Below are 11,844 nucleotides of genomic sequence, written 5' to 3'. Positions count from 1 at the left end.
GTGGCTTGCGGTTGTTTTCTTCTGTTCTCTCAACTTAACCCGCAACTTGGATTAAAAGCTGTATATAACCAGGTTGAGATTCGTATTGAAAAGTACTTTTTGGAGGCTGCGTACCTCCCTGAATATCGAATACATTCATGAACTTGGATAGTATCCAATTCTGAGGAAGTTCGCTCACGCTTCTACCTCCCAATCCTCAATCTGCAACCCATCTACACGATCGAATTCTCGCGTATTGTGCGTCACCAATATTAGATTGTTTGCTAGAGCGATCGCCGCAATTTGCAAATCGTAAGCACCGATTGGAGTTCCAGCACTGGCAAGACGCGCCCGAATTTCACCACATATGATCGCCGCCTCATCTCCGAACGGAAGCGAGACAAACCGCCCTAAAAATTCTTGCTGCCGTTCCAGAGTTCGAGATGGGTTATTGCTTCGCATTGCACCGTAGAAAAGCTCGGTTTTGACAACCGAACACACAGCTATCTCTTGAGTGAGGGTAGAAAATAGGCGATCGCGCACCAGAATCGAACGACCATTTAAATACACCACACAAACATTTGTATCTAACAGGTAACGCATTCTCAATCAAACGCCCCAGCCAACTCATCGTCAAGGCTGTCTGAGATTCCTCGATCGTCAAGAATAATGGGATCGTCAGCACAGATACCATAAAACTGTTCTAGCGATCGCCCAGTTGCGGTTGACGATGGAACAGGCTGATAAACCACCATGACTTCCACATCCTGTTCGGTTATCCCAACGGGAATATTGAGATGGAGAATGCCATCTCGTCCAACACGCTGAGACATCTTAACACTCTCCATCGTCGCTGGCTCCGTGCTTACAAACTGATTTCCTCACCCAATTCTTGCAGAATTCCCCGTAATTCTGCCAGTGCTGCTTCTAGTTCACTCATCGCCTCCTGTGCGAGAATTGCAGGCTCAGGTAAGTCACCATTACCATCTTTGCGTTCGTCCTTGAGCCAAGCAATGTCTAGATTATCGCCACGCTCAGCAATCCACTTACGGGAAAATCTTCTGAATCGCCCTTCCTCGCCAGTATCAGTGCGCTGTGCAAGGCCTGCGGAACCGCCCAATGGATCATCTCCAAAGGCAGCTTCAAACTCAGCAAAATGGTCACGCATCAATGATGTGCGCTTACCAAACTGAGGTGTGTTGGCGCGTAAGTCATAAATCCAAACTTCTTTAGTATTGTCCTTGTCTCTCTTGCCACGGGCAAAAAACAGCACGTTTGTCTTAACACCTTGAGCATAGAAAATACCTGTCGGTAAACGCAAAATGGTGTGAAGATTGCATTTATCCATTAAGTCAACACGGATTTGCCTTCCTACATTGCTTTCAAACAGGACATTGTCTGGAAACACTGCGGCAGCGCGACCGCCAACCTCAAGCCCAAGATAGATATGCTGTAAAAAGCAGAATTGTTTATTGCTAGTGGGGAACTTGAAATCTGAGCGGCTAGGTAAGCCTCCACCTTTTTTACTTCCGAAGGGTGGATTTGTGAGAATTAGCGTTGCTTTCGGTAATGCTTCTCCGTCTGGTGAAAGCGTATCGCCATAAAAAATTCCCGCACCTTGGGGATCAAACTCTAATCCATGCAGCATTAAATTCATTAACGCTAAACGGTGTGTATCTTGTACATGCTCCATGCCGTAGAAGGTATTACCGCAGTACTTTCGTTTTTGTTTCTCAGTCCAACTCTCTGGAGCGCTGTGTTCGCGTATGTATCGATTAGCAGAAACCAAAAAACCGCCCGTGCCTGCCGCAGGATCTTGAATGATATCATCCAGTGTAGGATGCATAACATGCACCATGCTATCAATCAGCGATCGTGGTGTAAAGTACTGACCCGCACCCGCTTTCTTTTCATTTGCGTTCTTTTCTAGCAGCCCTTCATACACGTCGCCTAAACCTTCTTTCCGGGCGTTATACCAATCGAGTTTGTCAATTTCCGTCACCAACACAGAAAGCGTGGAGGGCTTTTTGATTAGGGAAACGGCATCGGCGAAAATTTCTTTAACTAATGTGGAGCCGTGGCTACCCAAATAGCTCAGAAGACTTTTGTAGGAATTCAGTCGATCGAGTACCGCGTGCTTCTCCAAATCATCCCAACGATAGCCCACCGGAAGCTGGCTCTCTGTTTGAGTTTCCTTAGCCATCTTTAGGAATAGCAGGTACGTGAGTTCGATGACGTACTGGTGATACGTCACCCCGTCATCCTTGAGAACGTTACAAAGATTCCAAAGTTTAGCAACAGTGTCTTGGGTAGTACTCATAAGCAAAGATTTTACCCTTTGCTCAGCTCAAGCTCTAGTGAAATTGCCCGTTAAAGTGGATAGAGGCAAAAGCAGTACGATCTAACTTCATTCAATCCGTGAGTTTCGTTGGCATTTGCTTCAAGTTATATCAGAAGCTTTAATTTTCAAGGGCATTGGCTGGAGCAAACTTGTTTTCGTGGGTTGTGACGGGGTTCACTAAACCATCTTTGACATGAATAATGCGCTGAGTTTGTTCAGCAACATCTGGTTCGTGCGTCACAATCACGATCGTGATGCCTTGTCGGTTTAGCTCGCTCAGCAAATTCATCACTTCTTGAGAGGTTTGAGTATCGAGCGCTCCTGTCGGTTCGTCTGCCAAAACGAGTGCAGGACGGTTGACCAGCGCCCGAGCGATCGCGACTCGCTGCTGCTGTCCACCCGAAAGCTGATTGGGGCGATTAAGCATCCGGTCTGCCAAGCCAACGCGAGTTAAGGCTTCTTCTGCTCGTTGGCGTCGTTGGGATTTGGAAACACCTGCATAGACCATTGGCAGCATCACATTTTCTAACGCCGTGGAGCGAGCCAGCAAATTAAACTGCTGAAACACAAAGCCAAGGCGCTGATTGCGAATGAATGCCAATTCGTCATCGCTCAGCGTCGTCAAGTTTCTGCCCTCTAGAACATAATGTCCAGAGGTGGGGCGATCGAGACAACCAATGATGTTCATCAACGTCGATTTTCCCGAACCGGACATGCCCATAATGGCGACATATTCGCCTTCTTCAATCGACAAGTCAATGCCTTTGAGGACGGGAACTTCGACTTCACCAAGCCGATATGTTTTCTGAATGTCTTCCATCCAGATCATGGTTGCCATGTTTGTTTCTCCTAATCACTTCTTAAGGCTGCGATCGGGTCGAGGTGAGCCGCATTGCGAGCCGGAATGACCCCTGCTACTAAGCCAATCACAAACGTCAATCCAAAGCCAAGTCCAATTGACCAGAGTGAAATTACAACGGGAAAGGCGAATAGATTTGCAGCGGCAAACGCGATCGCAACTCCCAGTCCAATCCCAATCATGCCTCCCAATGCCGCAATCACAACTGCTTCGGCTAAAAATTGGCTCAGGATTGCCGTGCTAGTCGCGCCGATCGCTTTGCGAATACCAATTTCGCGGGTGCGCTCGACCACTGAAACCAGCATGATATTGGCAATGCCGATGCCACCAACAATTAGGGAAATTGCCGCGATCGCAACAACCATCACGGTCAGCAACTTCGAGGTACTGGTCAACGTTTCGATGATGTCAGCAGAATTCGACAGCCTAAAATCATCCACATCTCCTTTTTCGGGAAAAATGCCGTGACGTACCCGCAAAAGATTTGTGATTTGATACTCGGCAGCGTCTAGCTGATCCTGGCTTTTGGCTTTGACATAAATTCCTCTTACAGCCAGCCCTTTGACGGCATTGTTGCCGACCAGTCGGGCAGACATGTTGGTAAGTGGAATGTAGATTTGTTCATCCGGGTTCTGCGGGCCTTGCGTTCCTTTGGTCTCCATGACGCCAACTACGTCGTAGGTTTGTCCCTGAATTCGGATTTGAGCCCCCTCTGCGCGGTTTTCTGCACCGAGCAGCTCATTCCGCGCCGTTGGACCCAAGACTGCTACAGATGCTGCGGCATCCAATTCGTCTTGGCTGAAAAATCTGCCAGTTTGGGGGTGCGTGTTGCGGACATCGGGGTAATTAATATCGGTTCCAATAATGGTCAGGGAGTCGTTATTCTGGCCATAGACGACTTGGGCCGTTTGCTGCAAGACAGCGGATACTCGGGCAACACCTAAAACCTGTTGCCTGATCGCTTGGGCATCTTCTAACGTCAAGGTGGTCGCCGTTCCACTCCCTTGCCGCACGCCTCCACTTCTAGCTGCACCCGACTGCACTTGCAGAATATCAGTTCCCAGCGATTGTAGCCGTTGCTCGGTTGACTTTTGCGTTCCTTGACCAATGGCAGTGACCGCAATCACAGCGGTGATGCCAATGACAATACCAAGCATCGTGAGCATCGTGCGGAGTTTATTGCTCCACAGTGCCTCGATCGCCATGGTCAGAATTTCAACGACGGATACTGGGGAACGTCCGATTGGATTAGGAACTTGTTTTATGGGCGGTGTGCGATCTCGTCGGGCCGGTTTTGCGCCCCTGAGTGATTTCATCATGACTAAATTTCGCTGGAAACACTAAATCTGAAGACAAACCTAGAACCCACCGCGAGTACCACTCCCACGAGGAAAACCACCACCGGGAGCACCCGCTGCGCCGCCGAGGGGATTGCCCCTGTTGCCAGAATTTTGAGCGCGATTCGTCGGTCTAGATGGCGCACTCACTAGCACTTTTTCATTGCCCTGAAGCCCAGAACGCACCTCGGTTTTGTCATTCACAGTCAGTCCAGTTTGGATCGGAACAAATCGGGGGCGACCATCTGTCCCAAGTACCTGTACTCCAGTACCGTTCTGCTGACGTGCGATCGCGACAGTCGGTACGACCAGCACGTTGCTCAATTCGCCCGCATCAAACCTGGCATCAACATTCATGCTCGGCAACAAGAGCCTTTGGGGATCGTCAAGGCTCACTTTTACCTTGACGCTGGTGACATTAGAAGTCACGGTTGCTGCTGCCCCAACTTGAGCGACCTTTCCTTTAAAGGTTCTGTCGGGATAAGCATCAGCGGTGATTGTGACCGATTGCCCGACCTTAATTTTGCTAATGTCAGTTTCAGCAACGTTTGCCACAACCTGATAAGTGGATGCTAATGACAGAATTGACGAAGACGTTGCAGAGGAAACATCGCTCCCAGATGTGGTGGGTGTGACGAAATCTCCCGGATCGGCGTACTTCGCTGTCACAATGCCACTAAACGGAGCGCGAATCACGGTGTCTTCGATCTGCGACTGAACCGTTTTCAGGTTGCCCTCTTGCTGAATTACCTGAGCGCGGGCAGCCTCAACATCTTCCGGGCGGCTACCCACTTGAAGCAACTTCAGCGCCTGCCGCGCTTTGTCTACCTCTGCCTGATTCGTGTTGCGGGTGGTGCGATATTGGCTGACGGCTTGGGCAGAAATGGCTCCCGACTTGTACAGTTGGTCATAGCGGTTGAGATCTGATTCTGACTGCCGCAAGTTGGCTTCAGCGCTCGCTACCGTTGCCTGGGCTTGAGCAACCTCTTCTGGGCGATTCCCAGTTTCAACTTTCTTCAAGTTTGCTTGGGCCGCCTCCAGCGATCCCTGCGCCCCAAGCAATTGACCTCGCAGGCTTGAGTCGTCCATGTACGCCACAACTTGCCCCGCCTGCACAGCGTCCCCTTCATCCACCAATAGGCTCTTCAGCCGTCCAGAGCTTTTGGGGCTAACGTTGGTCGATTGTTTGGCTTCAATGATGCCATTGGCTGCGATCGTAATCGGAATGGTCTGCCGCCCGACCGGAACCGTCTGGATTCTGCTTCTGGCGGCCTGGTTAGAGGAAGCCACCGTCTGGCGGTACACAAGATATCCACCTCCTGACAGTGAACTCAGAATAAATATTCCAATCAGCCAGTTTCTCAGCTTGGGTTTGAGCCAACCTTTTTCTGTCGGCTTGAATGGAATCGGTTGGGGAGAGTTGAGGGTCATAGGCTCCTTTGCACCTTGACTGTACATAGAATAACGATAGATTTTGCGATCGCTCTTGCTGGTTGAATTACAGTTTTGTAATTTGCACAGTTTTGTAGTTTGCTGTGTAAGGTTGATTTGAACGCTGTTTTCAAGGTTTACAGATAAAATTTATCTTTGTTAGACATCCTGAATTAGTGTGATGGTTCAATCCAATACTGGATCTACCTCTTTAGATAGAGAACAAGTCGCTCTACTGGATTGCTCATGAAGCAGACAAGCCGCAAGCGTTTAGCTTCTACGAGATTGAACGATTGAAGGGCTACTGATACCATCAAAGCGCCAAACTCAAAGCATCAGACAACCGTTGCCGTCCTGAGACCAGATTATGAACAGAAGATATTTTATTGCAGTCGCGATCGCGATCGCAGCTTGCATCATAGCCTTGCGTTTCGTACTATTCCCTACAACAGCGCAATCTAACAAGCTGATCATCTCTGCGGCGGCTAGTTTAAAGGATGCTTTAGAAGACATTAAGCCCCTCTATCAACGCAGTAAAACAACCGCCGATCTAATCTACAACTTTGGAGCGTCAGGCACATTGTTACAACAAATTGAACAGGGTGCGCCCGCCGATGTCTTTCTCTCAGCGGCAAAACGTCAAATGGATACGCTCGATCAAGCTAGCAAACTGGTGGCTGGAACTCGAAAAGACATTGCCCGAAATCGGCTCGTCTTGATCGTGCCCAAGTCCTCTAGGGGAGTGCAAAGCTTCGATCGGTTGACGCAACCTGACATTAAGCGCATTGCGATCGGAGAGCCGCGCAGCGTTCCCGCTGGACAATACGCGGAACAAGTTTTGAGAAAGCTGAAGCTCTACGACACTCTCAAACCTAAATTTGTATTTGGCAACAATGTGCGTCAAGTGTTAGCCGCCGTTCAATCTGGGAATGCAGAGGCAGGGTTTGTCTACTTTACAGATGCCAAGATCTCAGATCAGGTGAAGATTGCTGTCACCGCAGACGAGACAGATCATTCCCCAATTGTGTATCCGGTAGCGGTGCTGAGGAGTAGTAAAAACGTTGAAGCAGCAAAAGAGTTTGTGCAGTACTTGTCGAGTACCGACGCTAAAACCGTGTTAAGCAAGTACGGATTTGTTGTGCCAGCCTCGTGAGTACCAACCTCGTGACGTGATGCCCCCTGATCTTTCTCCTCTATGGATCTCGCTTAAAACTGCCCTGCTTGCCACCGTGATTACCTTCTTCCTGGGTGTTGCAGCGGCATATTGGATGCTGAACTACCGAGGCAAGGGAAAGGCACTAATTGAGAGCATCTTTGTCGCTCCCTTGATTTTGCCGCCCACGGTAGTAGGCTTTATTTTGTTGGTCTTATTTGGCAAAAATGGAGCAATCGGACAGTTTCTAAATTCGATTGACTTTAGCGTTGTATTTACTTGGTATGGTTCTGTTGTAGCGGCGATTGTTGTTTCGTTTCCGTTGATGTATCGTACTGCATTAGGCACATTTGAGCAGATCGATCACAATCTATTAGCCGTTGCTAAAACATTAGGCGCGTCTGATTGGACTATTTTTAGATCTATTCTATTGCCACTCTCAACCTCAGGAATTTTGGCAGGCATCACGCTTGCGTTTGCTCGTGCGTTGGGAGAGTTCGGTGCAACCCTGATGCTGGCAGGGAATATTCCCAAAGAAACGCAAACGATTCCGATGGCGATTTATTTTGCAGTCGAAGCGGGAGCTACGAATGAAGCGTGGTTTTGGGCGATCGCAATCATGGGAATATCACTCTCTAGCATTGCAGCAGTCAATCTTTGGCAAGATAAACGTAAGCTGCCATCTGTCAAACGCGAGCCGTTCTCTCCAGTTCTCAGACCTGTTCTGTCTCCGCTTCTTGATCTTGCAGATTCTCCAAATCGCGGGCTAAGCGTAGAGATTGGTAAACAGCTTAGCGGATTTCGAGTCGAGATTGCGTTTCATGCCGACGCACCGTTAGGCGTATTGGGTGCATCTGGGGCTGGAAAAAGTCTGATGTTGCGCTGCATTGCCGGAATTGAAACGCCAACCTCTGGGCGGATTGTACTCAACGGGCGCGTGCTGTTTGATGCTGATCGCGGCATTAATCTAGCGAGCCGCGATCGCCGTATTGGATTTTTGGTGCAAAACTACGCGCTCTTTCCCCACATGACGGTGGCGCAAAACATTGCATTTGGTTTACCGAAAGGGCTGTCTCGCGCTGATGTGCGGCAGCAGGTTGAGTCGCAGTTAATGGCAGTGCAGCTAGAGGAGATGCGCGATCGCTACCCGGCTCAACTCTCTGGCGGACAGCAGCAACGTGTCGCCCTCGCAAGAGCATTGGCAAGTCAACCGGAAGCGCTGCTGCTTGATGAACCGTTTTCAGCCCTCGATACGCATCTCCGCAGCCAACTGGAACAGCAGTTGATTGCGCGTCTCGCCAGTTATCCCGGTGCGGTGCTGTTTGTCACGCACAATTTAGAAGAAGCGTATCGCGTTTGTCCAAACTTGCTGGTGATGCATGCAGGACGCGCGATCGCGTCCGGGTCTAAGCGGTCGATTTTTGAGCATCCGGCGACAGTAACAGTGGCTCAACTAACGGGATGTAAAAACTTCTCGACGGCAGTTGCAACGGCAGATGATCAAATTCATGCGATCGAGTGGGGCATTGGCTTACAGATTGCCGAACCTCTACCCGAACAGTTTGCTTATGTTGGCATTCGCGCTCATCAAATCCTCTTTCCTCAAGACGCTCAGCAGCCTAATACGTTTCCCTGCTGGGTCGCGGCGACGAGTGAAACGCCGCATCGCATGACGGTTTTTCTAAAGTTCAATGCTCCTCCGACGAGTCCGCAAGACTATCACCTTCAAGCGGAGGTTTTTAAGGAGAAATGGTTCGCGCTGAAAGCGCAACCGTTGCCTTGGCGGGTCTGTCTCGATTCGCTGCGGCTAATGCTGCTGTCAGCAGCATGACTTTAGAACTGTTATCTAAGCACTCTCGATGCATCAAACTGTTTTCTTTACCACTTGAATGATACTCACGATCGCTGGGTGTGTTCTATGTAAAGCAGGAGTCGGAGTCAGGAACATGCGATCGTAACTCAATAACAAGGAGTGGGAACTAAGGAACGAAGGCGGGAACTAAGAAACGAAGGTGAGAACTAAGGAAGATGCGATCGTAACTCAATAACAAAGGGTGGGAACTAAGGAACGTGCGATCGCAACTCAATAACAAGGAGTGGGAACTAAGAAACGTGCGATCGTAACTAAGCGTACAAGCAGGTGTTAAGGCTCTACTAGCCGTGAATTTCTCTGCATCAAAAGATGGATTTGTCCCTGCGCCATGTCTTTGTGTAGCAATCTCTACCGATTTCACAGAGCAGATTGAATAGTCTGTCGAGGAAGAACGCTGTCTTAATCTGATATCGCGATTAGCGCAGTGCGCAACTCCGAAGGAAACGCGGCTCTTAGTTAAAGCAATTTTAAAAACAGCAGTTAACACTATGACAGAGACATCAGAAGTACAAACTGCCAGTGCAGTCGGCTCTCAGATTGATGCGGAAGCCGTTAGCATCAACACCTCTCCATCTGAGAATGCGCCTGCTAAAACGCTAAATAAGTTTGAAAGAATCAAAGCTGAGAAAGATGGTCTAGTCCTAAAGCAAGAGCTAGATTACTTTGCAGAAATTGGTTGGGAAGCGCTAGATGAAGCCGATCGCGACTTTCGCCTGCGCGTTTTAGGCTTGTTCTATCGCAGCGTTACGCCGGGTCGGTTTATGCTGCGAATGCGAACTGCGAATGGTATTCTTCCCAGCAGTCATCTGCGCGTGTTAGCCGAGATCGTGCAGCGCTACGGCGACGATGGCAATGCCGACATTACCACTCGTCAGAACATCCAACTGCGAGGAGTCCGCATTGAAGACGCGGCTGATATCTTCCGCCGATTTGAGCAGGCGGGGATGACCAGTGTGCAAACGGGAGTTGATAACGTACGGAACGTCACAGGATCACCCGTGGCAGGGCTAGAAGCTGATGAGTTGATTGATACTCGTGGGTTAACTCGTGCGGTGCAGGACATGATCACCAACATGGGAGCAGGCAACCCAGCGTTTACAAATCTGCCGCGTAAATTTAACATTGCGATCGCGGGCTGTCGCGATAATTCTGTCCACGCAGAAACCAATGACCTCGCCTTCATTCCCGCCTACAAGGAGGGTGCGATCGGGTTTAATGTCATCGTTGGTGGCATGTTCTCGCCCAAGCGTTACGTAGAAGCCATTCCGCTCGATGCTTGGGTATTGCCAGAATCGGTCGTCCCCGTGTGTGAAGCGGTGCTGTTGCTCTATCGCAATCATGGGTTGAGAGCCAATCGCCAGAAGTCGAGATTGATGTATTTGGTTGATGCCTGGGGTATTGAAAAGTTTCGCTCAGAACTCGAAACTCAGCTAGGTCAAAGCCTACAACCTGCGGCTGAAACAGACGAAATCACCTTTGACAAACGCGATCACATCGGCGTCTATCCGCAAAAGCAACCAGGACTTCACTATGTTGGTCTCCTAATTCCGATCGGTCGCCTCTACGCCCACGAGATGTTTGACCTCGCCCGCATTGCCGACACTTATGGCAGTGGCGAGATTCGCCTGACTGTAGAACAAAACCTGATCATTCCCAACGTTCCCAGCAGTCGATTGCAGGCAATGCTCAACGAACCGCTGCTGCAAGAGCGCTTTTTGACCAATCCCGATAATATGTCGCGCTGGTTAGTGTCTTGCACAGGCAATCAGTTTTGCGGCTTTGCGTTGATCGAGACCAAAAATCGGGCTTTGGCGATGATTAAAGCATTGGAAGCTGAACTGACCGTATCGCGACCAATCCGCATTCACTGGACGGGCTGCCCTAACTCGTGCGGGCAACCGCAAGTCGCAGATATCGGCATGATGGGGACAAAAGGACGCAAGAATGGTCAGGTCGTAGAAGCCGTTGATATTTGGATGGGTGGCAAAGTCGGTAAAGAGGCACATCTCGGTGAGCGAGTCATGCAAGGCATTCCATGCGATGATCTCAAGCCCGTGCTGCACACTTTGCTGGTCGAACAGTTTGGTGCACGGCCCAGACAAACCAGCTACTTTGTGCCGCCTGAACTTGCGGCTCCTTAACTGGCTATACTTCAGTTTTTGATTTTACCTGCTCAGATAGAACAAAAACGAAGGTAGTCATTGCACTCATGACTATCATTTCACCCCCATCTTCTAAAAGTCCCAATTTACCCGAGAATTCGACAGGAGCCATGATATGGATCAAGTCGAGCAAAACTCCGAAGGCTGCGAGTGCGAAAAGCATTGCGATTAGATATTTAGATGCCTTTCTAAATAAGTGATCGCCCAAACGATAAGCAATAGCGATATAACCCAGCAAAAATAGACTAACTGAGGCTGTTACAAGCACCTCTCCAAAATCTTGTCCTCGTAGCCCGAACAGGGGAATAAATCCAAGAGAATTGCTGATGTACAACCCCACTTCTTCATGAAAACTAGTGGAATCATCAATCAGTAAATAAAGAAATAAAAGCATCCAGCTTAGGTAAAGAGGTGAACGTTTCTTCACTACAATCAAACCCAACAAAAGGACGCACCAATACTCCTTCATATACTGAAAAAATTCAGCAAATCCTCTGTCTGTTTCGATCGAGTAGGGATTTGAAGAGGGATCTGGATACAGGTCGCTCCAAACATCCAATAAGAAGAAAATGTGCAAAACAATAAAACAAATATCCGTCAACAGAAGTAGACAAAGTAGTTTACTTACCCAACTGCTTACCCTGATCTTCACTACAATATCTCCTTCGATCTAGCTACTCATATTGTGTAAAGCCTCTAATGACTAGAG

At 49.1% G+C, this 11,844-nt stretch carries 10 protein-coding genes; 3 read left to right on the top strand and 7 right to left on the bottom strand.

Annotated features, from left to right (window positions below; all coding sequences use genetic code 11):
- Nucleotides 1-174 precede the first annotated feature (174 nt).
- From vapC to AC5JLB_RS15975, 6 genes are all read right to left on the bottom strand, one after another.
- On the bottom strand, nucleotides 175-582 hold the full coding sequence (vapC, locus tag AC5JLB_RS16000) for a type II toxin-antitoxin system tRNA(fMet)-specific endonuclease VapC (protein ID WP_495874825.1): 408 nt from the start codon (nucleotides 580-582) through the stop codon (nucleotides 175-177).
- A 2-nt stretch (nucleotides 583-584) separates the two neighbouring features.
- On the bottom strand, nucleotides 585-812 hold the full coding sequence (locus AC5JLB_RS15995; protein WP_495874824.1) for a hypothetical protein: 228 nt from the start codon (nucleotides 810-812) through the stop codon (nucleotides 585-587).
- 32 nt (nucleotides 813-844) lie between these two features.
- Nucleotides 845-2,299 carry a class I SAM-dependent DNA methyltransferase gene (locus AC5JLB_RS15990; RefSeq protein WP_495874823.1) on the bottom strand — a complete coding sequence of 485 codons (1,455 nt, stop codon included), beginning with the start codon at nucleotides 2,297-2,299 and terminating at the stop codon, nucleotides 845-847.
- 139 nt (nucleotides 2,300-2,438) lie between these two features.
- The gene (locus tag AC5JLB_RS15985; protein ID WP_495874822.1) at nucleotides 2,439-3,158 is read right to left on the bottom strand and encodes an ABC transporter ATP-binding protein; all 720 of its coding nucleotides are present in this window, start codon (nucleotides 3,156-3,158) and stop codon (nucleotides 2,439-2,441) included.
- Between the two features lie 11 nt (nucleotides 3,159-3,169).
- Nucleotides 3,170-4,498 (bottom strand): ABC transporter permease, encoded by a 1,329-nt coding sequence (locus tag AC5JLB_RS15980; protein ID WP_495874821.1) that lies wholly within the window; start codon nucleotides 4,496-4,498, stop codon nucleotides 3,170-3,172.
- 39 nt (nucleotides 4,499-4,537) lie between these two features.
- On the bottom strand, nucleotides 4,538-5,947 hold the full coding sequence (locus tag AC5JLB_RS15975; protein WP_495874820.1) for an efflux RND transporter periplasmic adaptor subunit: 1,410 nt from the start codon (nucleotides 5,945-5,947) through the stop codon (nucleotides 4,538-4,540).
- 367 nt (nucleotides 5,948-6,314) lie between these two features.
- Here AC5JLB_RS15975 and modA point away from each other — a divergent pair, with 367 nt between their 5' ends.
- From modA to AC5JLB_RS15960, 3 genes are all read left to right on the top strand, one after another.
- Entirely contained in the window at nucleotides 6,315-7,100 is a 786-nt protein-coding gene (modA, locus tag AC5JLB_RS15970) for a molybdate ABC transporter substrate-binding protein (protein WP_495874819.1), read from the top strand.
- Between the two features lie 19 nt (nucleotides 7,101-7,119).
- Nucleotides 7,120-8,931, top strand: a complete 1,812-nt coding sequence (gene modB / locus AC5JLB_RS15965; protein WP_495874818.1) for a molybdate ABC transporter permease subunit — start codon at nucleotides 7,120-7,122, stop codon at nucleotides 8,929-8,931.
- 530 nt (nucleotides 8,932-9,461) lie between these two features.
- A complete protein-coding gene (locus tag AC5JLB_RS15960) occupies nucleotides 9,462-11,114 on the top strand; it encodes a ferredoxin--nitrite reductase (protein ID WP_495874817.1) in 1,653 nt (550 codons plus the stop codon).
- A gap of 4 nt (nucleotides 11,115-11,118) precedes the next feature.
- On the opposite strand, the gene AC5JLB_RS15955 is transcribed toward AC5JLB_RS15960, so the two are convergent.
- Nucleotides 11,119-11,787 (bottom strand): DUF8692 domain-containing protein, encoded by a 669-nt coding sequence (locus AC5JLB_RS15955; RefSeq protein WP_495874816.1) that lies wholly within the window; start codon nucleotides 11,785-11,787, stop codon nucleotides 11,119-11,121.
- Between the last annotated feature and the right edge of the window lie 57 nt (nucleotides 11,788-11,844).

The sequence above is a fragment of the Myxacorys chilensis genome (assembly GCF_059505265.1).
Note: the sequence above shows the minus strand (reverse complement) of the source record. Positions and strands in the feature narration are given on the sequence as shown.

Excerpts from the sequence above, each read along its gene's own strand:
- AC5JLB_RS15960 (WP_495874817.1), top strand. The coding sequence starts at position 9,462 with ATGACAGAGACATCAGAAGTACAAACTGCCAGTGCAGTCGGCTCTCAG.
- modB (WP_495874818.1), top strand. The coding sequence starts at position 7,120 with ATGCCCCCTGATCTTTCTCCTCTATGGATCTCGCTTAAAACTGCCCTG.
- AC5JLB_RS15980 (WP_495874821.1), bottom strand. The coding sequence starts at position 4,498 with ATGATGAAATCACTCAGGGGCGCAAAACCGGCCCGACGAGATCGCACA.
- AC5JLB_RS15985 (WP_495874822.1), bottom strand. The coding sequence starts at position 3,158 with ATGGCAACCATGATCTGGATGGAAGACATTCAGAAAACATATCGGCTT.
- vapC (WP_495874825.1), bottom strand. The coding sequence starts at position 582 with ATGCGTTACCTGTTAGATACAAATGTTTGTGTGGTGTATTTAAATGGT.
- modA (WP_495874819.1), top strand. The coding sequence starts at position 6,315 with ATGAACAGAAGATATTTTATTGCAGTCGCGATCGCGATCGCAGCTTGC.
- AC5JLB_RS15975 (WP_495874820.1), bottom strand. The coding sequence starts at position 5,947 with ATGACCCTCAACTCTCCCCAACCGATTCCATTCAAGCCGACAGAAAAA.
- AC5JLB_RS15990 (WP_495874823.1), bottom strand. The coding sequence starts at position 2,299 with ATGAGTACTACCCAAGACACTGTTGCTAAACTTTGGAATCTTTGTAAC.
- AC5JLB_RS15995 (WP_495874824.1), bottom strand. The coding sequence starts at position 812 with ATGTCTCAGCGTGTTGGACGAGATGGCATTCTCCATCTCAATATTCCC.